The following is a 21,330-nucleotide window of genomic DNA, read 5'->3' as shown; positions in this document are numbered from 1 at the left end:
CGATGTCTAATTCAAACGCCGCGGCGATGATAGAAGGTTAGCGTCGGACAAGGTGCAACCAAATGCCTTTGTCAGAGCGCACAGTCAGATGCGCCACGGGAACGGGCACTTTGCCCGGCACAGCCTCAATGCGAAAGTCACGCAGGATGCGCGACAGGATCAACGGCCCCTCCACCATGGCGAACCCCGCACCGGTGCAGACCCGTGGCCCGGCGGAAAACGGGATATAGGCCTCGCGCTGACAGGTTTTGCCGTTTTCGGTTTTCCAGCGGTCCGGGTCAAACCCATCAGGATTGTCCCACAGCCGCGCGTGTCGGTGCAGGTGCCAGGGGCTGATGACCAGTTGCGCGCCGGGTTTCACGTCGCGGTCGCGAAACCGCTCTGGGCAGGTGGTTTCGCGCACCATCATCGGCACGGGCGGATACAGGCGCAGGGTCTCGCGGAAGACATCTCGGCTGATCCGCAGCTTGGACATCACGGAAAAATCGCAGGTTTCAAGCGCCTTGGCTTCCTCGGCCAATCTGTCTTGCCATTCGGGATGCGTGGCCATCAGATACAGCGCCCACGCCAGTGCAGAGGCGCTGGTTTCATGCCCGGCAAGAAAGAATATCGCCACTTGGTCGACCATTTCATCGGCGCTGAACCTGTCGCCCGTCACCGGGTCGACGGTTGTCATGATCTTGGTCGCCAGATCGTCTGGGGCGGTGCCTGCGGCGATCTCGGCCATGCGGTGCTGGGTCAGTTCGATGATCAGGCGTCGGATTTTGGCGGCGCTGTTGCGCGTGCCCTTGCTGAACAGGCGCGGCATCCAGCGCGGCAGTGGGATAAACGCCCCAAGGTTCAGGATCGGCTGAGACCGCTGATAAGTGCGAAATTCGTCAAACACGGCCCGTGCCAAGTGGTGTTCAATGGGCAGCGAAAACAGCGTGCGAAAAATGACATCGGCGGCGGCATGGCTGGTTTCGGCCTCGATCTCGACCACATTGCCTGCCTGCGCGTCCAGCCGCGCAGCGGCGGCTTCGGCGGCGTCCCACATGGCTGGAAATGTCTCGCGCAGGCGCCCACCTTCGAATGCCGGGTCAATGATGCGGCGCTGGCGTTTCCACGTCTCGCCATTGGTCAGGAACACCGAATTGCCCAGCAAGGGCCGCAGGCCTTCGCCGATGCGGTCCGATTTTGGGAAATCATCAGGGCGATCCTTGAGGACGGTTTTCACCAGGTCAGGCTGGTTCATCAGGTAGCTGCGGAAAAATGGGGTTTTGAATTCGGCCATCCATGCCCGATACAGCCGCGCAGGTTGGGCCGACAGGATATCGCTACGAAACAGCTTGGCGTAGCGCCAGAGCGACACCTTATCCGGTCGGCTGGGCGGCTTTGGCGGCAGTGTCATGCCGCGACCGACGTGTATTTACTGACCGACCTGTCGATGCGGGATTTCGATGGCGGACGGCCGGCATATCGTGCGCCCAAACTCTGCGGCCCGGCTGTGATCTGGAAATAATCATAATCGCGCGGCCGGTCAAAGGCGCAGAGATACTGGAAATGCAGCCGGAAAAACCGCCAGCGCAGCTCTTTCCAGCGTGCGGCGCTCAGCGATTGGGTGAAGGCGGCAGAAAAGACCAGCGGCCATTTTTTGTCCGTCGGGGCCACGCCCGATACCGACACCGGATCACATAGTGCAAAGGCGCAGCCGTCGCCCGGCGCGGTGACGTCGACCCAAGTCAGTTCATCGCGCGCCGAAAGATACTGCAAATCCGCCCGAAGGCGGTGCGCCCGAGGCAAGAAAGACACCATCGGCACCACCTGCCCCAGCGACAAAAAGCCAAGCGCCGGGCCGCTTGCGGGCACCCGCCCGGCGCGGATCAGATCGGCCAGAACTGACACCGCCAGATGCGCGCCTGAGGAATGGCCGACGACCAGCACTTCGTCTGTGTCGCTGTTCAGCGCTTCGGCAATGTCGTCGGTAAAGCGGGCCATCCGCGTCTCAAGCGCGGGCGTGTTTGCCCCGCGCGTGGCGGCGGAATAGGCGTAATCATGCATGAGGTAATAGGCGAAAAACTTGCCGTCTTTCTTTTTGAACCAGCGCAGCAGGGCGATGGCGCAGGCGACAGCCACCACGGCAAAGGCCGTCCTGAGCAGGATATTGTCAGACAAAAACGCCAGCGCGGCAAAGACCCCTGCCCCCAGCCCCACCGCCAGTATCAACTGCGTCAGCAGCATGCCCACCGGGTAAAGCGCGGCGATCACCGGCCCCTTGCGCAGCCGCATCAATCGCCACAGCGCGCCCGACGCGATATAGACCCAAGCGGTGCGGATCAGTTGCAGATAGGTGGCAGGTATCGAGTTGCTCATGCTATCGCGTACGATATCGGACCAGACCAGCACCTCGACCTGCGCCGATACCTCTGACCCGTCGATCACGCTGCTGACATTCCAGCCGTAGTTTCCGTTGCCCGCCTTGGGTTTCAGCGCGATGTCATAGCCTGAAATAGCCGCCTGCGCGCTGCCTTCCTTGCGGTACAGCTCGCGGTAGCGGCGGGGATGAATGGGGTCATAGCCGGGAATGTAAAACACCCGGCGTTTTGCCACCTGTCCTGCGGATTCTCTGCGCATGCCCCACCTCTTGGTCCGGCACACTCTAGCCGTATTTCGGGGCAAGATTAAGGCTTTATCCCAGAGTAGATAGAATTGGGAATGTCTCTAGCAGCCAAAAGGAGAAGCTGGTGAAGGCCCCTGTGAGCAGGGCCAGTCCGACCAAAATCAGCAGCCCGCCCATGATACGCTCGATCAGTTTCATATGCGGTTTGATCCGGTTCATCAGATGCATCGCGCGGGTGATGAACATGGCCGCCAGCAAAAACGGAATGCCAAGGCCTGCCGCGTAGATACCCAGCAGCATAGTGCCCCGAGCCACCGAGGATTCGGAGGCCGCGAGGCTGAGAATCGCGCCCAGTTGCGGACCGATACAGGGCGTCCACCCAAAGGCAAAGGCCAGCCCCAAGACATAGGCGCCAAAGCTTGATCCGCCCTTGTCCCCGGCATCCAGACGCGCCTCTTGGTCCAAGAACGGTATGCGAAAGACGCCCAGAAAATGCAGGCCAAACACGATGATGACCACGCCGGAAATCCGGGCAAACAGGATCTGGTTCTGCAAAAAGAACATGCCAAAGGCCGAGGCGGTGAAACCAAGGATCAGAAAAACCGTGCTCAGCCCCAAAACAAAGAACAACGCGGCCACGATGGCGCGGCGGCGCGCGGTTGTCTGGCTCGACATATCATTGATCGACACGCCGCTCATATAGGCCAGATAGGGCGGCACAATGGGCAGGACGCAGGGTGACAGGAAACTCACGATCCCCGCAATCAGTGCGATGATCATGGCAGGAAGCAGGCCCGCGTCGATAAGTTCAATTCCAAACATGCCCGATACCTATCGCCCCCACGGGCCCGCGTCACCTGTCATATTGTCACAAGGTTGTGGACGGGATGAAACATGTTGGATATCTCAACGATATGAAAATCGAAGAACTGGATGCCACTGGGCTTTTGTGCCCCCTGCCCGTGTTAAAAGCCCGTAAACGGCTGTTGGCGCTGGATATTGGCGATCAGTTGCGGCTGCGGGCGGATGACCCGGCAGCGGTGATCGACGTGCCGCATTTCTGCGCTGAAGCCGGCCATGATCTTGTCGAGATGGTGCAAAACGGTGCCGATCACATTTATCTGATCACCAAGGGCGCAAAACCCACCCGCGCCTGAGCGGTGTCACCTCGACGCAGGCGACAAAAGCAAACGGCGAACCCGAAGGTCCGCCGTTGTTCGTAATCGTCATCGGTGGCGGCCATCAGCCCCCGAGCGACCACCAGCCCTTGCGCTTGGGCTTGGGTTTCTCTGTGGCGGCCTTTTCCGCCACCGGCTCCGGCTTGGCAGCCGATACGGGTTCAGGCTGCGGCTCAGGCTGCGGTACAGGCTGCGGTGCCGGGGCAGCTTCGACAACAACCGGGGTTGGCGCAACTTCTGCCGCCGGGGTCGGTGCAGGTTGAGCGGCAGGCACTGATGCTTCTGCATCAGCGACTGCGGCTGGTGCGTCGGCCTTGGGCTTTGGCTTGGCACGGCTGCGCGTTGCCTTGGGCTTGGCTTTTGGCTTGGGCGCATCTTCCGCCGGTGTCTCTGCCCCAGGTGCTTCTGCCGCTGCTGCGTCAGATGCCTTAGCCTCAGCCGCTTTCGCGGTGGTTGTCTTTGCCTTGGTGCTGCGCGAACGGGTGCTCTTGGGCTTTGGCTTGGGGGCCTCTGCTTCTGGCGCGTCGGCTCCGGCAGCGGGTGCGGTGGCTTTTACATCCGCATCTGCCGCTTGGCTGGCTTCAACCTTGGACTTGGCTTTGCTTGTGCTGCTGCGCGAACGGCTGCGCGTCGTGGGCTTTGGCTTTTCCCCAGCGGCGCTGTTATCTGCCATCTCTGCAGGGGCGGCATCATCAGCGGAGGAGGCGGTTTCGGCACCATCATTTTGTTGAGCCGACCCATTAACAGTGGTTTCACCGTTCTGGTGTTCACCGTTCTGGTTGTCGCCATTTTGGCCGTCAGCACCGTTCGATTTGCCACGGCCACCCCGGCTGCGCCGACGCCGACGCCGACGCTTTGGTTTACCATCGCCATCCTCGGAGCCATTGCCGTTATGCGATGCACCATTGCTACTGGACTGACCGGAATTGCCGCCCTGTGTATCGGCTGCATCATCCTCGGCCTCGGCGTCATCCTCTTCGACGTCGCTGTCATCCTCGTCGATCTGATCCATCAGCGAAGTATCAACAGACACCACATGGGTCGGCGCAGGTGGTACGGCGCGGGTGGCTGTCTTGAACTTTTCAATGCTGAAATCAGGGCTGATCAGGGTTGGGTCACCCTCAATCCGGACCGACATGCCATAGCGCGCCTCGATCTGCGCGATATGTTCGCGTTTCTGGTTCATCAAGAAGTTGGCGATGCCCACAGGGGCGCGCACCAGCACTTCGCGTGAGCGGCGGCGGGTGCCTTCTTCTTCGATCTGGCGAATGATCGACAGCGCAAGGTTGTCGTCTGAGCGTACCAAACCGGTGCCGTGGCAGGCGTGGCAAGGCTGTGTTGTCGCCTCGATCATACCGGGGCGCAGACGCTGGCGTGACATTTCCATCAGGCCAAAGCCCGAAATGCGGCCCACCTGAATGCGCGCGCGGTCGGTCTTGAGCTTGTCTTTCATGCGCTTTTCGACGGCGGCGTTGTTTTTGCGCTCGTCCATGTCGATATAGTCGATCACGATCAACCCGGCCAAGTCGCGCAGACGCAGCTGGCGGGCCACCTCGTCCGAGGCTTCGAGGTTGGTTTTCAACGCGGTTTGTTCGATCGACCCTTCTTTGGTCGCACGGCCAGAGTTGACGTCAATCGCCACCAAGGCTTCGGTCACGCCGATCACGATATAGCCGCCAGAGGGCAGTTGAACCGTGGGGTTGAACATGCCCGACAGATAGCTTTCGACCTGATAGCGCGCAAAGAGCGGCAGGTTTTCGTTATAAAGCTTCACGTTTTTCGCATGCGACGGCATGATCATCTTCATGAAGTCTTTGGCGATGCGGTAGCCGCGTTCGCCTTCGACAAACACCTCGTCGATGTCGCGGTTATACAAATCGCGGATCGACCGTTTGATCAGGTCGCCTTCTTCGTAAATCTTGGCCGGCGCGATGGATTTCAGCGTCAGCTCGCGGATCTGCTCCCACAGCCGTTGCAGATATTCATAGTCGCGCTTGATTTCGGCCTTGGTGCGCTTGGCACCGGCGGTGCGCACGATCAGACCGGCACCTTTTGGCACTTCGATCTCGTTGGCGATCTCTTTCAGCTTCTTGCGGTCAACGGCATTGGTGATCTTGCGGCTGATGCCACCGCCACGTGCCGTGTTGGGCATCAAGACGCAGTAACGACCCGCCAGCGACAGGTATGTGGTCAGGGCTGCGCCCTTGTTGCCACGTTCTTCTTTGACGACCTGAACCAGCAGGATCTGGCGAACTTTGACAACTTCTTGAATCTTATAGCGCTTGGGCCGTGGCTTGCGCGCCGGGCGGATGTCTTCGCTATCGTCTTCCTCGGCGACGGATTCGATGGAATCGTCTTTGGTCGCCGCATCGACACCATCAGAGGCGTCAGCGCCGTCCGTGTCATCGCCGTCGGTATCATCGCTGGGTTCCTCGACGGGCGTTTCGGCCACCCGCTCCATCGGCGAAGATCCTTCATCATCGTCCAGATCGACGGTTTCCATACCCGCGATCTGATCCGAATTTTCCTCGTCGATCTCGGCGCTGGTGGTTACAGCGTCATCGCTGGCCACATCGGCGGCCTTGGATTTGGACCGGCTACGCGACCGCGACCGGGTCGAGCGTTTGGGTTTCTCGTCTTCATCTTCCTTGGCGGCCTGTGCTTCGGCATAGGCGCGCTCTTCTTCCAGCAGCGCCTGACGGTCGGCTACGGGGATTTGATAGTAATCGGGGTGAATTTCCGAAAAGGCCAGAAAACCATGACGGTTTCCGCCGTAATCGACAAAAGCCGCCTGAAGCGACGGCTCAACCCGTGTTACTTTTGCAAGGTAGATGTTGCCAGCAAGCTGGCGTTTATTCTCGGATTCAAAGTCAAATTCCTCAACCTTGTTTCCATCCACGACCACAACCCGAGTTTCCTCGGCGTGGGTGGCATCGATAAGCATTTTCTTAGGCATAGATCCATTATGCACAATACCCGCGCGCGCGCCGCCCCTGGTGGGGCCTCGGGCTGGGGGCTGTGTCTTGTCAGGGCGATAGGGGACGCGGCAACAGCAAGGCCGAAAGCGGCCTCGGTGTGTCTGCGTAGTGCATCTGCGCGCGTCATCGCGGTTCTTCTCCGATGTGAAGATGTCGCCACCTGTCACATCCATTAATTAGCTGCGTTCTATCCGGGTGTTGCCCATCGCGACCGTCAGCGGTTCTTCGGCCGTTTCCGGCCCAATCGGTCTGCCTTGCCCCCCGTATCCGGGTCTGCAAAGGCAGCGAAACTGTCAAAGGTAGCCACTGACGCCGCTTGGCATCAAAGCACCCATCTGCCTAGTTAAGGGCTTTGCAGGGCAAATGACAATGGTCAATCGAAACGGCAACACTCAAATGCGCAATATTGCCGGGCGCTTGACAAGGGCCATGGGCTTGGAAACATTCGCACCGACGTGCAGGACGCCCTGCCCGGAAAAATTCTGCCAACCCGTCGGGTGCCCGTGGCGGCACCTGTAGTCAAAGGACTTTCTCAATGCGATATTTTCTGCGCCCCGCGCTCTGCCTAAGCTTGCTGACCATTGCCGCCTGTGACGAAATGGCGGTGGCGGGCGACCCGGCAGCGCTGGCGGATGTGCGCGGTCAGAAAAGCTGTGTTTCCGCCGTCGCCAAAGAGTCCCAAGAGCCGGGCGCCGCAATCAACGCCGCAATCCCCGTCGTCGAATTGAACCGCTATATCGTCAGCGCGCCGAAATCTGGCCTGTGGACCTGCATCACAGATGCCAACGGAAACGCTGTCGAGATTGTTAACCAGCAGACCGGCTGACGCCGATCTGCCGAATTCTTTGCGGCGGTCAGAGGTAATCTGACCGCTGTAAGCCGTATTTCGCCATCTTTTCATTCAACGTGCGTCGCGGCAGGCAAAGTTCATCCATCACAGATGCGATCGACCCTTTGTGGCGGCGCATGGTGTTGTCGATCAACATCCGCTCAAACGCCTCTACATATTCCTTCAGCGGCTTGCCTTCGGTGGTCATGACCGGCTGCATCTCGTCGTGATCGCTCATCAACAGGGATGCGATGGTGCCCGACCCACGGCGCGATTGCAGCACAGCGCGTTCGGCAACATTGATCAACTGGCGCACATTGCCCGGCCACGGGGCCTGCAAAAGCTGGGCTGCTTCCTGTGCTGACACCTGCGGCGCCTCGCAGCCGTATTCATCTGCGAACTGGTCGGACAGGCGCGTAAACAGCGTCAAAATATCCTCACCGCGCTGGCGCAGCGGTGGCACGGTGATGCGCAGCGCCGCCAGACGGTAAAACAGATCAGACCGCAGGGCATCCTCCGACGTGCGGCCCGCCTCTTGCAGGTTCGAGATGGCAACAATCCGGGTTTCCGCAGGGGTGCCTTGTTCGTTGATGACGCTCAGCAGGCGCGCCTGAAGACTTTCTGACAGCGCTTCGATATCTTCAAGCACCAGTGTGCCGCCGCGCGCCTCTTCGATGGCGGGCAGTTGCGCGTCCTCAGGCTGCATCGGGCCAAACAGACGTTTCGCCAGTGCGTCCTCTTCCAGCGCGCCACAGCTCACGAGCACGAATTTCTTGCCCGCGCGGCTGCCCACGGCGTGCAGCGCGTGTGCGACCAACGTCTTGCCGGTGCCGGTTTCACCGTCAATCAGCACGTGACCGTCGGCCTGACCCAGATCAAGAATATCTTCGCGCAGACGCTCCATCACGGGCGACTGCCCGATCAGCTTTTTCATCAGCTGGCCACCGTCGGACAGTTCCCGGCGCAGGGCGCGGTTGTCCATCACCAGACGGCGCGCGTTGGTGGCTTTCTTGGCCAGCTCGCTCATCCGGTCCGGGTTGAACGGCTTTTCAAGAAAATCAAACGCGCCGACGCGCATCGCCTCAACCGCCATAGGCACATCGCCATGCCCCGTGATCATGATCACCGGCAAGGCGCTGTCGCTGCCCATCAGCTTTTTCAGGAACTGCATGCCGTCCATACCCGGCATCTTGATGTCCGAGATGACGATGCCGGGGTAATCGGGCCCCAAGGTCTTGAGCGCGTCTTCGGCGCTGCCAAAAGTTTCCGTGTCATAACCTGACAGGGCCAGCCATTGGCTGATGGATTGCCGCATATCTTGTTCGTCGTCTACAATCGCGATCTTCATTGCCTGAGCCATGAGTTTACTCCGCCGCTTCTATCTTTGTTTCATCTGCCAATATAGGCAGTTGCATTTCAAATACAGCACCACCGGCCTGACCGTTGCGCGCCGTGAGCCGTCCGCCGAGGTCGTTTACGATCCCTGAGGAGATGGCAAGACCCAGCCCGACACCATCGCCGGGCTGCTTGGTCGTGTAGAAAGGTTCGAACAGCGCATCCAAGTCCTCGATACCGGGGCCATTGTCACGCACAGTAATCGTCGCCGTCTCACCCGCTGATAGTATAATGTCCACCTGCGGGTTTCGTTCCGATTTAGTTGCGTCCAGGGCGTTGCGCAGCAGGTTGACCAAAACCTGCTCAATGCGCATCTGATCGCCCATCACCAGCACCGGTGTATCGGGCATAATCCGGCTGATCTGCACCTGCCGTTGGCGCAGCTGTGGTTCCATCATAGACAAGGAGGAGGCAAGCGCCGCACCCATATCTACAGGGGAAAACGCCTGCTGCCCCTTGCGGGCATAAGATTTGAGCTGCCGGGTAATCGCCCCCATACGCTCGATCAGGTCGTCGATGCGCCCGAAAGACGACAACGCCTCCTCAGGCCGGTTGCGTCGCAGCAGCAAACGCGCGCCCGCCAGATAGGTCTTCATCGCGGCAAGGGGTTGGTTCAACTCGTGACTTACTGCGGCCGACATCTCGCCAAGGGCGGCCAGTTTACTGGACTGTTCCAGCGTCTGTTCAGCCACCGCGAGGGTCTGCTGCACGCGTTTGCGTTCGGCGATTTCCCGCTGCAAAGCAAGGTTCAATGCGCGAAGTTTGGCCGACTCTCGTTGGAAGATCGCCAGCCGCCCCGCCGTCCGGCGGCTGAGGAAGTAAAACGCCAGGGCCAGAAGAATCGCAAAGCCCATGACCTCCAATGCCAAAACCCCGTTCACGCGTTCGCGCACGGAGGCATAGGTGGTGTAGCTGCTCATCCGCCAACCACGGAAGGGGATGCGGCTTTCTAGTCGCATCACGGCCTCGCCTTGAAGGTAAGCGTCAGGTGGCAGTGCCGTCCAATCGGCGGTGGCCTGAATGGCCCGTTCAATGGCGCTTTGCGGTGTGTGGTTGGCCAGCGCTTCGGGCTCTGTCAGGCCACGCCAGCGCGATTCAGTGGCCAGAATGATCTGGCCGGTGCTGTCCATCACGATCACTGCGTCGGAAATCCCCGCCCAAGCGCGTTCAAACTTTTGCAGATCGACCTCGACCGCGATCACCCCAAGGGTGGTGCCGCCCGACTGGATGCGCCGCGAGTACAGAAATCGGTAGCCGCCCTGCTCGCGCTTGATGGTGCTGAAGATGGTCGCGTTGGAGCGGATGGCATCGACAAAATATTGCTCCGACTTATGGGCGGAGCCGAGCCTGTTGCGATCCGTTGCCGCCACCGTGCGCCCGTCGATGTCATAGAGCATCAGCGACGCGGCACCAATCTCCTCGACAAAGGAAATAAGCCGCTGAGTAGAAAGCGAATAATCCGCAGACTGCAGCGCCCCGATCAATGTGGGGTCACGCGCCAGCAGTTGTGGCACAATGGCGTTCTGGCGCAATTCGGCCAGCAGGTTCCCACTATACAGCGCGATCCGAAGCTCGGCACGGTTGCGGGTGCTTTCGGTGAAGCGGTCAGTCAGCAGCCTGTTCGTGACCGAAATCGTGACAACGGCAAGCACCATCAACAGGCCAATGGCCAGCCGAACCCGCCATGACACGGTCAAGTTTCTATTGTCGTCGGGGGCGTCGCTCATTGCAGCAATCTACGCCCTGCGCCTCATGCACTCAAGTCACGCCGTGACAAGAGCCCCCGCCAATGCGCGAAAGAGCGCCGCCCCGTCAGTGCCACCATGGCCTGCGTCGGCTGCCCGCTCGGGATGAGGCATCATGCCCAGAACCCGACGGTTCTCCGACAGGATACCGGCAATGTCGGCCTGCGCTCCGTTGGGATTATCCACGTACGAAAACGCCACACGGTCCTCGCCCTTGAGCCGCGCCAGCGTTTCGGCATCGGCAAAATAATTGCCATCGTGATGCGCAATCGGAATGTTGATCACATCGCCCGCATTATACCCTTGGGTGAAATCGCTGGCCGAAGTTTCAACCTTCAACCCGACAGTCTTGCAGATATACTTCAGCCCGGCATTGCGCAGCAACGCCCCCGGCAGCAGGCCGGTTTCGGTCAGAACCTGGAAACCATTACAGATGCCCATCACATAGCCGCCCCGTTCCGCATGTGCCGCCACCGACCGGCAGATCGGAGAGTTCGCGGCAATCGCCCCACAGCGCAGGTAATCACCATAGGAAAACCCGCCGGGAATACCCACGATATCAACGCCTTGCGGCAGCTCGCTGTCCTTGTGCCAGACCATCGACACTTTGGCACCCGCAGCTTCAAAGGCCACGGCAAGATCGCGGTCACAATTGGACCCCGGAAAGACAACCACCGCTGCGTGCATCAGGCCATCTCCACCGAATAGGATTCGATCACCGTGTTCGCCAAGAGCTTTTCGCACATCGCGTTGACGTCCGCTTCGGTAGCACCCTCGGCCAGGTCAAGCTCGATCACCTTGCCCTGGCGCACGCCGTTCACCTTGTCAAAGCCCATGGCCCCAAGCGCATGGCGCACGGCCTCGCCCTGTGGGTCCAACACGCCGTTCTTCAGCATCACATGCACCCGTGCTTTCATGGCGCGACACTCCCCTGTTTCATCTTGCAAAATAACATCGAACCGACGGCTGCGTCAGTTGATAAGTGTTGGCTTGGTCACTGGCGAACTTGTCTTGGGCATCACACCCAGCCGCCGCGCAACTTCGGTATAGGCATCGGTAAGCGACCCCAGATCGCGTCGGAACACGTCCTTATCCAACTTCTGACCGGTCTCTATATCCCACAGGCGGCAAGAATCGGGGCTGATTTCGTCGGCCACGATCAGACGCTGGAAATCACCGTCATAAACCCGGCCGATCTCGATCTTGAAATCTACCAACTTGATCCCCACGGCCATCATCACGCCGGACAAGAAATCGTTGACCCGCAGCGCGAGGCTCAGGATATCGTCCATGTCCTGCTGGCTGGCCCAGCCAAAAGCGGCGATATGTTCCTCGGTGACCAGCGGATCACCCAAGGCGTCATCCTTGTAGCAATATTCGACAATCGGGCGCGGCAGTTGCGTGCCTTCTTCGATGCCCAACCGTTTGGACATTGACCCGGCGGCATAGTTGCGCACGATCACTTCCAACGGAATGATCTCGACCTGACGCACCAATTGTTCGCGCATGTTCAGGCGGCGAATGAAATGCGTCGGCACGCCGATGTTGTTCAGGCCGGTCATAAAATATTCAGACAAGCGGTTGTTCAACACGCCTTTGCCTTCAATCGTGGCTTTTTTCTCTGCGTTAAAGGCCGTCGCGTCGTCTTTGAAATATTGCACGATGGTGCCGGGCTCTGGGCCTTCATAAAGGACTTTTGCCTTGCCTTCGTAAATCTTCTTGCGCCGGGCCATGGGCGTCCTTTCCACACAGAGGGCTGGGGAGTATCCCCGCCACATGGCGCTTCTCATAGTGCAAGGGGGGGTACGCTGCAAGCATAGGCGGAAATTCCGCCCCTGTGGTGTGCCGATTGCGCAGCCCGGCTGCCGCGCCTCTTGCGAAAGGATCGCTTTGACCGCATATCATAAGTGAACAACCGACACACCGGAGACTATGATGAGCAGCTTTGACGACCGCGAAAACGCCTTTGAAAACAAATTCGCCCATGATGCCGAGATGCAGTTCCGGGCCGAGGCACGGCGCAACAAGCTGCTGGGCCTCTGGGCCGCAGCGCTGCTGGGCAAATCCGGCAGCGATGCCGAAGACTATGCCAAGGAAGTCATCAAATCGGATTTCGAAGAGGCCGGCGACGAAGATGTTTACCGCAAGGTTTCAGGCGATCTGGGCGACAAGGCCGACGAGGCCACGATTCGTGCAAAGATGCTGGCGCTGATGGCCGAAGCCAAGGCCCAGCTGATGACCGAGATCAAATAAGCCCGTACAAACATGCGACAATTCGCGGTAATATCGCGGAAAATCTGACGCGCCTTTTGACTGGTCAAAGGGCGCGTTTCGCGTTTTTGGCTACTCGCGTTAATCCTTTGGCATCCCCCTTGGCCTAGCCTCGTGTCGGCTACGGTCTGGGGGCATCATGTCACGTTTTCGGTTTTCAGCGCGGCTGGCGCCGGTGCTCGCACTGCGGGTTGCGCTGCCGCTCTCTGCCAGCCTTGTGGCGCTTTGGTTTCTCAGCCAGAAAATCTCAGCGTCAGACCTCGGCGGGCTGCTCTCCTCGCTGACCCGGATCACGCCGGCAACTTTGCTGCTTGCGGCATTGCTTACTTGGCTCAGCCTCTGGGCCGTGGGCCGCTACGACGTTGTCGCGCACCGACATCTCGGCACGGATATTCCCCATCGACAGGCGCATATCACAGGGATGATGGCGGTATCACTGGCCCAGACGCTGGGCTTTGGTCTGTTCACCGGTGCGCTGGTGCGTTGGCGGATGCTGCCGGGGTTGGGAATGGCAGATGCCCTGCGCCTGTCCGGTTTCGTGTGCCTGTCATTCCTGTCGGCGCTTGCCGTTATCTTAGCTCTGGCCTGCCTGACGCTGACGCCGCCGCCCGGTACTGTGGCGTTTTCATGCGGGGTTCTGATTGCGCTGCCGCTGCTGCTTTGGATGATGGTCCGGCACCCGACATTACGGCTGGGGCGGTTTACCGCGCGCGCGCCAAGCTTGCGAGCGGGCGCGGCCATCCTGCTCTGGGCCACGGTGGATACAACGGCGGCGGCACTGGTGCTTTACCTACTGGTTCCGGGCATCGAGCCGGGGTTTGCCACCTTCCTGCCGGTCTATCTGCTGGCGCTGGGGGCGGCACTGCTTTCGGGTGCGCCGGGCGGTGTCGGACCGTTTGAATTGGTGCTTCTGGGGCTTTTACCGCAAGTGCCTGCGCCTGACCTGCTGGCCGGGATCGTGATGTTTCGCGCGCTTTACTACGCATTTCCTGCCGTTCTGGCGCTGATGGGCTGCATGCGGCCATATCCTGCGACCTCTGCCCGACGCCAGCCTCCCCCGCAGCAACTTTGCCAAGCGCCGCGCGCCGAAGTGGGCGTGATCCGTCAAAACGGCGGGCGACTGCTTTACAGCGACGGCGGCACGCTGGCGGTCTGGCCAACGGCGCAGACACTGGTCGCATTGTCTGATCCGCTGCATGGCAAAATGGCCAATCTTCTCACGCCCCTGCAACGCGCGGCCCGGCAGCAAAATCGCCTTGCTTGCCTGTACAAAACCACCGCTCGCAACGCGCTTGCCGCGCGCCAAGCCCGATGGCGCGTGACCCATATCGCAGACGAGGCGGTGCTAAGCCCGGCAAATTTTGATCTGTCGCGCCCGGCCTGCCGGGGGCTGCGCCGAAAGCTGCGACAAGCCGAAAAGGCAGGTATCATCGTCACGTCCCCGCCGGAATTGCCTCTGACCGAGATGCAGGCCCTCGACCAATGCTGGCAGGCGCGCCGTGGCGGCGCACGTGCCGGCACGATGGGGCGATTCTGCGGCGCGTACGTCGCCGAACAACGGGTCTTTCTAGCCCATCAGAACGACCGTTTGGTCGCCTTTGTCACTTTTCACAGCAGCCGCCAAGAATGGTGCCTCGACCTGATGCGCAGCGCCTTTGACATGCCTGACGGCACCAACCACGCCATGATCCTGCACGCACTGCACGACGCGGCCATCGCCGACATCCCACGCCTTAGCCTTGCCGCCGTACCCGCCTGCCCTGTCCCCGTGAACCGCGCGACCACGCTCCTCTATGGCTGGCTGTCGGCACGCCATGCTCACGCCGGGTTGCGCCAGTTTAAAGACAGCTTTGGCCCCCGATGGCAGCCGCTATATGCCGCAAGTTCCAATTGGGCGGGGCTGATCCTGTCACTGGTCGACATCGCGCTGGCAGTGCACAAACCGGGCCAGACGCCCGCTCACAACGATCCGCTTCATAAACAAGATGAAAAATATGAGGTTGCCCTGCATTTACCATCATGAGATGAGGCCCAATTCCACGCCCCTGCAGGAGCATACCCCATGTCTAATGTTTTCACCGATCTTCTGGCCGAAAAAGGCACACTGTTGGCCGATGGTGCCACCGGCACAAACCTTTTCAACATGGGGCTGATGTCGGGCGATGCGCCCGAGATGTGGAACACCGATGAGCCGAAAAAGATCATCAAACTCTACAAATTCGCCGTCGATTCCGGCAGCGACCTGTTCCTGACAAACTCATTTGGCGCCAATGCCTCGCGGCTGAAACTGCACGGCGCGCAAAAACGCGTGCGTGAACTCAGCCGCGTTTCCGCCGAACTGGCCCGCGACGTGGCAGACACTGCCGGGCGCAAGGTCATCGTTGCAGGGTCTGTCGGCCCCACCGGCGAAATAATGGAGCCGGTCGGCCCCCTGACCCATGCGCTGGCCGTCGAGATGTTTCACGAAACCGCCGACGGGCTCAAGGCTGGTGGGGCTGATATCGGCTGGCTGGAAACCATCAGCGCCCCCGAAGAATACCGCGCCGCTGCCGAAGGCTTTGCGCTGGCCGGGCTGGACTGGTGCGGCACCATGAGCTTTGATACCGCCGGTCGGACCATGATGGGCCTGACCTCTGAAGGCATGGTCGATATGGTGCATGAACTGGACAACGCCCCGATGGCCTACGGCGCCAACTGCGGCACCGGGGCGTCTGACCTGCTGCGTACGGTCTTGGGTTTTTCCGCCAAGGGTGGCACGCTGCCGATCATCTCAAAGGGCAACGCCGGCATTCCGAAGTATGTTGAGGGCCACATCCATTACGATGGCACGCCCGAATTGATGGGCCGCTACGCCGTCATGGCACGCAACGCGGGCGCAAGCATCATCGGCGGCTGCTGTGGCACCATGCCGGAACATCTGGTGGCCATGCGTGCTGCACTCGACAGTACCGAAAAAGGCCCTGCGCCCACGCTGGATGAAATCGTCGCCGAAATCGGCCCGTTTTCTTCGGCCAGCGATGGCACCGACGGCAAGGGACCAGTGCGCGCCGAACGCCGCGGCCGTCGCCGTGGCTGAACCGCGGGCGACGCCGCAGGTGATCCAGACCAAAGTACCAACCGGATTGAATGTCTTCCTGTGGTTTTTGCGCCTTGGGGCGCTGTTTCTGTGGGGCTTGGGCTATGTGCAGGTGATGGGTATGGCCTGCGCTTTTGGCAGTGTGAACGGCGGCTGCTGGATGCGGATGCCATGGGAATTACGCGGCGAAGACCTGCAATTTCTGGTCTATGGGCCGGGGGCGATTGTGGCGCTGGTGTTTATTGTCACATGGCTGATCGGGCGCGCCTTTGCACGCCCGATCACGGATCAGAACAAGCTGAGCTGATCGGTCACCGGCACAGGCGCCTGAAACAGGTCGCGGCGCAGGGGTGCGCCCGCTTTGGATAACCCCAACCGTTTGATCGCGACCTCATAGCGCCGGGCGACCAGATCCGCGTAAGGCCCGCTGCCGCGCATCCGCCGGTGCCAGGTCGCGTCGTATTCCTTGCCGCCATGCATGTCGCGCAGATGGCCCATGATCCGCTCTGCCCGGTCGGGAAAATGCTGCGCCAACCAGTCCTGCACCAACGGCGACACCTCGCGCGGCAGGCGTAGCATGATCCAGCTGGCCCAGCGGGCCCCGGCATCGCGCCCGGCGGCAAGGATTGTCTCAAGTTCGGGATCGGTCAGCGCTGGGATCATCGGCGACGCCATGATGCGCACGGGTATACCCGCCTCTGACAATCGGCGGATGATCTGTAGGCGGCGCTGTGGCGCTGGCGCGCGCGGTTCCATCAAACGACTAAGCGTTGAATTTAGCGTCGTGACGGATATCCCCACCGCCGCCAGCCCTCGCCGCGCCATGTCAGCAAGGATATCAATGTCGCGCTCAATCAGGCTGCCCTTGGTAACAATCGCGACGGGGTGATTGGCATCTGACAGAACCTGCAAGCAGCGGCGCATGATCTCGTGGGTCTTTTCAATCGGCTGATAGGGATCGGTATTGGTGCCGATTGCAATGGGTGCCACGCTGTACCGTTTGGCGGCCAGTTCCCGCCGCAAGATCTGTGGCGCTTCGGGCCGCGCCACCAGTTTCGTTTCAAAATCCAGCCCCGGTGACAGACCAAGATAGGCGTGGCTGGGCCGCGCAAAGCAGTAGACACATCCGTGTTCACAGCCCCGGTACGGGTTGATCGACCGATCAAAGGGCAGATCAGGCGACTTGTTATAAGTGATCACACTGCGCGGCACCTCAATGCTGGTCCGCGTGCGGAGCACCGGCAGGTCGTCATCGCGCGCCCAGCCATCATCGACCGCCGCCCGCGCGTGTCGTTCAAACCGGCCCGCATGGTTGGTCGCTGCCGCCCGGCCCAACACACGAAAACGCTGATCTTCCCTATCCATTTAAATCAGCTAGAACAAATCAGGAACATATGCAAGTAAATGCCGTCAACACCTTGTCCTTGCACCGCATTGGGAAGTAGCTTTTGCACCAGCGCGTCGCGCAATGTGCGGCCAATGTCGCAAAATGTTCAACCGAATGACGCGTTACGTGACAAAAGGGCGCAAGTGCCATGCACCTGCAAAGCCCAGCAGAAGGAAAGACCATGTCCGACGAAGAAGAAATCATCCTGGCCGATCTGGACGACGAAGAACTTGTCCAACAAATGTTCGATGACCTTTACGATGGCCTCAAGGAAGAGATCGAGGAAGGTGTGAACATTCTGCTGGAACGCAAGTGGGAGCCTTACGACATCCTGACCAAAGCGCTTGTTGGCGGGATGACAATTGTCGGCGCCGATTTCCGCGACGGCATCCTATTCGTGCCCGAAGTGCTGCTGGCCGCCAATGCGATGAAGGGTGGTATGTTCATTCTAAAGCCGCTGCTGGCCGAAACCGGCGCACCGCGTGTGGGCAAGATGGTAATCGGCACTGTCAAAGGTGACATTCACGACATCGGCAAAAACCTTGTCGGCATGATGATGGAAGGTGCCGGGTTCGAGGTGGTCGACCTGGGGATCAATAACTCTGTCGAGAAATATCTTGCGGCGATGGAAACCGAAGGGCCTGATATCCTTGGAATGTCCGCCCTTCTGACCACGACGATGCCCTATATGAAAGTCGTGATCGACACGATGATCGAACAAGGTATCCGCGACGATTACATCGTTCTCGTCGGTGGTGCGCCCCTGAACGAGGAATTTGGCAAGGCCATCGGTGCCGATGCCTATTGCCGCGATGCCGCCGTGGCGGTGGAAACCGCCAAAGAATGGATGGGGCGCAAGCACAACTCCATGCAATCGGCATAAGCCTACTGTCGTTCCGCGCCGTAACGGCGGCGCGGAGCCGGCATGGCCAATGCCACCAAATGATGGCAAACTGTACCTATGTCACAGCCCCGCCTTCCAGATAGCGACACCTTGACCACAACGGGTCTCGCACCCGCGAAAAGCGGGCGCATCCTGCTGATCGCCTGTGGCGCATTGGCGCGCGAGATTTTGGACCTGAAGCAGGCAAATGGCTGGACCCACCTTGATCTGACGTGCCTGCCTGCCAATCTGCATATCTACCCGGAAAAGATCACGGACGCCGTGCGCGACTGCGTGACCAAACACCGCGATGATTACGACGAATTCTTTGTCGTCTACGCGGACTGTGGCACCGGCGGGCAGTTGCAGGCGGCCTGCGACGAGATGGGCGTGCAAATGGTGGCAGGCCCGCATTGCTACAGCTTTTTCCAGGGCAACGACAGTTTCGCCAAAACTGCGCAAGACGAGATAACGGCCTTTTATCTCACGGATTTTCTGGTGCGACAGTTCGAGGCCTTTGTGATCAAACCACTGGGCCTCGACCGCCACCCCGAATTGCGCGACATGTATTTTGGCAATTATGAAAAGCTGGTCTATCAGGCGCAAACCGACGATCCGGCCCTAACCGACAAGGCGCGCAAATGTGCCGAACGTCTAGGTCTGGCGTTCGAGCGTCGCTTTACCGGTTATGGTGACCTGACCACCGCGCTGGCACAGCTCTGATCACGCTTCGGCCGCTGCCGTTTCGCGGATACGTTCAATCATCGCGCGCAGCCCGTTTGACCGCTGTGCCGACAGGTGATCGTTCAATCCCAACCGCGCCATTTCCGCACGCGCATCGACACGGCCCACCTCAACCGGGGTCAAGCCGTTGTAAAGATGTCGTAAAACGGCGATAAGCCCGGATACGATCATCGCGTCGCTGGCACCATCAAAATGCAGCTTACCGCCCTCGAATTGGGCATGCAGCCAGACCTGACTTGCGCAACCGTCCACCTTGGTCGCAGGCACACGCAGCGCCTCTGGCAGTGGCACCATCGCCTTGCCCAGATCAATCACATGCCGGTATCGGTCTTCCCAGTCCTCAAGAAACTCGAAATCCTCAACAAGGTCTTCAAAGGCGGGCGTGGCCATCTGGTATCGTCTCCGGTGGAAATTGCTGTCAAACAGGTAGGATGCGGGCTGACAAAGGTCCACCCCCTTCCCAAGTGTCACGTGATGGGTTAGTCAAAAGGCAATCGAAATTCCACGGCGGATCCTATGCGCAAGACCATCCTAGCCTTAACGGCATCGACCCTCCTGCTCACCGCCTGCGGTGCCGTGCGCGATAGCCGCGTCAACCCGTTCAACTGGTTCGGCAACTCGCGTTCCGTTGCAGTCGAGCAAACGGCCAGCACCAACCCGCTGATCCCCAAGAAAGGCGGGCTGTTCGCCAACCGCCGTGCGGCTGAGGAAACCTATGAAGGGCGCCCGTTTGAACAGGTTACCGAGTTGACCATCGAACGTGTTCCGGGTGGTGCGCTGATCCGTGCCACTGGTCTGGCAGCGCGTCAGGGTATCTATTCGGTGCGCCTGACCCCGCAGAACGATGATGAACTGCCGGTGGACGGGGTTTTGACCTACCGCATCGAAGGGGTCCGCCCCGAAACGCAGACACCGCAAGGCGCTAAACCAACGCGCGAAGTGATTGCGGCGCGCCGCGTCACTGACCAGACCCTGCGCGGTGTGCGCACGATCCGTGTCGAGGGTGCATTGAACGCATTGGTCGCGCGGCGCTAAGCGCCACGCCCGCAGGCTGGTTCAGACCTTTACAACTTTTACATCATTGCCAACGGCAGCCAGCGCGATCTTGCCCTCGCACAGCAGCAGCGCATCGTCGCCAAAGACTTCGCGCCGCCAGCCCTGCAAGGCTTGAACATCACGCAGCCCAGCCGCCAGCGCATCCAGATCCGCCGCAGGCGCGATCAGCTTGGCCGCAACGCCGGCACTTTCGGTCTTGGCCTTCAGCAGAACCCGCAACAGATCAGACAGTGCCGGGTTGACCTGCAATTTGTCGCGGCTTCGGTCAGGCTGGGGCATATCATCGGCCTTGCAGGCCTGTCCCGCAGCCACCGCTTTGAGGATACCATCAGCGATCTCGCCCTTGCGGCCCTCGCGCAGCAGCAGACGTGCGCGGCCCAATTCCTCGGTGTTCTTGGGTTTCAGACTCGCGAGTTCAACCAGCGCATCATCTTTGTAAACGCGGCTGCGTGGGATGTTGCGGCTCTGGGCAAATTCCTCGCGGAAGGCCGCTAATTCACGCACGATCGCCAGAAACTTGGAAGAATTGGTCCGGGTCTTGACCCGTTTCCATGCGTCCTGCGGCAGGGTAATATAGGTGTCGGGATTGGTCAGAATTTCCAGCTCTTCTGCGACCCAATGGCTGCGCCCGGACTCTTCCAGTTTCGTGGCCAGAAATTCATAGATCTGGCGCAGATGCGTCACATCGGCCAAGGCATAGGTTTTCTGCGCGTCCGTCAATGGGCGGCGCGACCAATCGGTAAAGCGGGATGTCTTGTCGAGCGGCTGATGCGCGATCTTGCGCACCAAAGTCTCGTAGCCCACCTGTTCGCCAAAGCCACAGACCATCGCCGCGACCTGCGTATCAAACAGCGGCTCGGGAAACACCTGCGCATCGACATAGAAAATTTCCAGGTCCTGCCGGGCGGCGTGAAAAACCTTTACCACCGATGTGTCGCGAAACAGCGTATACAGCGGCTCAAGCGAAATGCCGTCAGCCAGCGGATCAACAAGAACGGCCTTGCTGTCATCCGTGCCGGGCATAGCCAACTGCACAAGGCAAAGTTTGGAATAATAGGTACGTTCGCGCAGAAATTCGGTGTCGACGGTCACATAGGCATGTTGCGCCGCCTCCTCACAAAACTGGGCAAGATCGGCGGTGGTTGTGATGGTTTTCATAGATGCTCTTTGCGACGTTGACAGGCCCGCA

General features: G+C 60.0%; 21 protein-coding genes. 9 read left to right on the top strand and 12 right to left on the bottom strand.

All coding sequences use genetic code 11. The features are described from left to right. Window positions 1–37: 37 nt before the first annotated feature. Genes AC1965_RS07825 through AC1965_RS07815 form a run of 3 tightly spaced genes read right to left on the bottom strand, consistent with a single transcriptional unit; the run spans window position 38 to window position 3,421 of the window. Window positions 38–1,390 carry a cytochrome P450 gene (locus AC1965_RS07825; RefSeq protein WP_483886722.1) on the bottom strand — a complete coding sequence of 451 codons (1,353 nt, stop codon included), beginning with the start codon at window positions 1,388–1,390 and terminating at the stop codon, window positions 38–40. Continuing rightward, on the bottom strand, window positions 1,387–2,613 hold the full coding sequence (locus tag AC1965_RS07820; RefSeq protein ID WP_483886721.1) for a hypothetical protein: 1,227 nt from the start codon (window positions 2,611–2,613) through the stop codon (window positions 1,387–1,389). The genes AC1965_RS07825 and AC1965_RS07820 overlap by 4 nt, the downstream gene beginning before the upstream one ends. 55 nt (window positions 2,614–2,668) lie before the next feature. Next, a complete protein-coding gene (locus AC1965_RS07815) occupies window positions 2,669–3,421 on the bottom strand; it encodes a cytochrome c biogenesis CcdA family protein (protein ID WP_483886720.1) in 753 nt (250 codons plus the stop codon). Between the two features lie 65 nt (window positions 3,422–3,486). Here AC1965_RS07815 and AC1965_RS07810 point away from each other — a divergent pair, with 65 nt between their 5' ends. Next, complete coding sequence (locus AC1965_RS07810; protein WP_483886719.1) at window positions 3,487–3,756, top strand: sulfurtransferase TusA family protein; 270 nt, start codon at window positions 3,487–3,489, stop codon at window positions 3,754–3,756. An 85-nt stretch (window positions 3,757–3,841) separates the two neighbouring features. On the opposite strand, the gene AC1965_RS07805 is transcribed toward AC1965_RS07810, so the two are convergent. Continuing rightward, the gene (locus AC1965_RS07805) at window positions 3,842–6,733 is read right to left on the bottom strand and encodes an Rne/Rng family ribonuclease (RefSeq protein ID WP_483886718.1); all 2,892 of its coding nucleotides are present in this window, start codon (window positions 6,731–6,733) and stop codon (window positions 3,842–3,844) included. Window positions 6,734–7,290: 557 nt separating this feature from the next. Between AC1965_RS07805 and AC1965_RS07800 the strand changes: the two genes are divergently transcribed. Next, window positions 7,291–7,581, top strand: coding sequence for a hypothetical protein (locus tag AC1965_RS07800; RefSeq protein ID WP_483886717.1), 291 nt, complete (start codon window positions 7,291–7,293; stop codon window positions 7,579–7,581). A 28-nt stretch (window positions 7,582–7,609) separates the two neighbouring features. On the opposite strand, the gene AC1965_RS07795 is transcribed toward AC1965_RS07800, so the two are convergent. Genes AC1965_RS07795 through purC form a run of 5 tightly spaced genes read right to left on the bottom strand, consistent with a single transcriptional unit; the run spans window position 7,610 to window position 12,457 of the window. After that, complete coding sequence (locus AC1965_RS07795; RefSeq protein ID WP_483886716.1) at window positions 7,610–8,944, bottom strand: sigma-54-dependent transcriptional regulator; 1,335 nt, start codon at window positions 8,942–8,944, stop codon at window positions 7,610–7,612. 4 nt (window positions 8,945–8,948) lie between these two features. Continuing rightward, a complete protein-coding gene (locus AC1965_RS07790; protein ID WP_483886715.1) occupies window positions 8,949–10,706 on the bottom strand; it encodes a sensor histidine kinase in 1,758 nt (585 codons plus the stop codon). 36 nt (window positions 10,707–10,742) lie between these two features. Continuing rightward, window positions 10,743–11,411, bottom strand: a complete 669-nt coding sequence (gene purQ / locus AC1965_RS07785; RefSeq protein WP_483886714.1) for a phosphoribosylformylglycinamidine synthase subunit PurQ — start codon at window positions 11,409–11,411, stop codon at window positions 10,743–10,745. Continuing rightward, window positions 11,411–11,641 carry a phosphoribosylformylglycinamidine synthase subunit PurS gene (gene purS, locus AC1965_RS07780; protein ID WP_483886713.1) on the bottom strand — a complete coding sequence of 77 codons (231 nt, stop codon included), beginning with the start codon at window positions 11,639–11,641 and terminating at the stop codon, window positions 11,411–11,413. Before purS ends, purQ begins: the two co-directional genes overlap by 1 nt. A 54-nt stretch (window positions 11,642–11,695) precedes the next feature. Next, a complete protein-coding gene (gene purC, locus AC1965_RS07775) occupies window positions 11,696–12,457 on the bottom strand; it encodes a phosphoribosylaminoimidazolesuccinocarboxamide synthase (protein WP_483886712.1) in 762 nt (253 codons plus the stop codon). Window positions 12,458–12,659: 202 nt separating this feature from the next. On the opposite strand from purC, the gene AC1965_RS07770 reads away from it, so the two are divergent. The 4 genes from AC1965_RS07770 (at window position 12,660) to AC1965_RS07755 (ending at window position 16,378) form a co-directional block, all read left to right on the top strand. Further along, a complete protein-coding gene (locus tag AC1965_RS07770) occupies window positions 12,660–12,977 on the top strand; it encodes a DUF1476 domain-containing protein (RefSeq protein ID WP_483886711.1) in 318 nt (105 codons plus the stop codon). A 157-nt stretch (window positions 12,978–13,134) separates the two neighbouring features. Further along, entirely contained in the window at window positions 13,135–15,018 is a 1,884-nt protein-coding gene (locus AC1965_RS07765) for a phosphatidylglycerol lysyltransferase domain-containing protein (RefSeq protein ID WP_483886710.1), read from the top strand. Window positions 15,019–15,057: 39 nt separating this feature from the next. Then, the gene (gene bmt / locus AC1965_RS07760) at window positions 15,058–16,071 is read left to right on the top strand and encodes a betaine--homocysteine S-methyltransferase (protein ID WP_483886709.1); all 1,014 of its coding nucleotides are present in this window, start codon (window positions 15,058–15,060) and stop codon (window positions 16,069–16,071) included. After that, window positions 16,064–16,378, top strand: coding sequence for a hypothetical protein (locus AC1965_RS07755; protein WP_483886708.1), 315 nt, complete (start codon window positions 16,064–16,066; stop codon window positions 16,376–16,378). The genes bmt and AC1965_RS07755 overlap by 8 nt, the downstream gene beginning before the upstream one ends. Here AC1965_RS07755 and AC1965_RS07750 read toward each other — a convergent pair. Beyond that, a complete protein-coding gene (locus tag AC1965_RS07750; RefSeq protein ID WP_483886707.1) occupies window positions 16,360–17,436 on the bottom strand; it encodes a PA0069 family radical SAM protein in 1,077 nt (358 codons plus the stop codon). The two genes, AC1965_RS07755 and AC1965_RS07750, sit on opposite strands and share 19 nt — an antisense overlap. A 203-nt stretch (window positions 17,437–17,639) precedes the next feature. Here AC1965_RS07750 and AC1965_RS07745 point away from each other — a divergent pair, with 203 nt between their 5' ends. Then, complete coding sequence (locus tag AC1965_RS07745) at window positions 17,640–18,341, top strand: corrinoid protein (protein ID WP_483886706.1); 702 nt, start codon at window positions 17,640–17,642, stop codon at window positions 18,339–18,341. Window positions 18,342–18,419: 78 nt separating this feature from the next. Then, the gene (locus AC1965_RS07740) at window positions 18,420–19,064 is read left to right on the top strand and encodes a DUF1638 domain-containing protein (RefSeq protein WP_483886705.1); all 645 of its coding nucleotides are present in this window, start codon (window positions 18,420–18,422) and stop codon (window positions 19,062–19,064) included. Here AC1965_RS07740 and AC1965_RS07735 read toward each other — a convergent pair whose 3' ends face one another. Continuing rightward, the gene (locus AC1965_RS07735; protein ID WP_483886704.1) at window positions 19,065–19,475 is read right to left on the bottom strand and encodes a SufE family protein; all 411 of its coding nucleotides are present in this window, start codon (window positions 19,473–19,475) and stop codon (window positions 19,065–19,067) included. A 126-nt stretch (window positions 19,476–19,601) separates the two neighbouring features. On the opposite strand from AC1965_RS07735, the gene AC1965_RS07730 reads away from it, so the two are divergent. Further along, window positions 19,602–20,120 (top strand): hypothetical protein, encoded by a 519-nt coding sequence (locus tag AC1965_RS07730; protein WP_483886703.1) that lies wholly within the window; start codon window positions 19,602–19,604, stop codon window positions 20,118–20,120. A 21-nt stretch (window positions 20,121–20,141) separates the two neighbouring features. Here AC1965_RS07730 and rnd read toward each other — a convergent pair whose 3' ends face one another. Then, window positions 20,142–21,299 carry a ribonuclease D gene (rnd, locus tag AC1965_RS07725; RefSeq protein ID WP_483886702.1) on the bottom strand — a complete coding sequence of 386 codons (1,158 nt, stop codon included), beginning with the start codon at window positions 21,297–21,299 and terminating at the stop codon, window positions 20,142–20,144. Between the last annotated feature and the right edge of the window lie 31 nt (window positions 21,300–21,330).

This window comes from Sulfitobacter sp. KMM 9851 (assembly GCF_057178245.1).
This window is presented reverse-complemented; position numbering and strand designations above follow the sequence as displayed.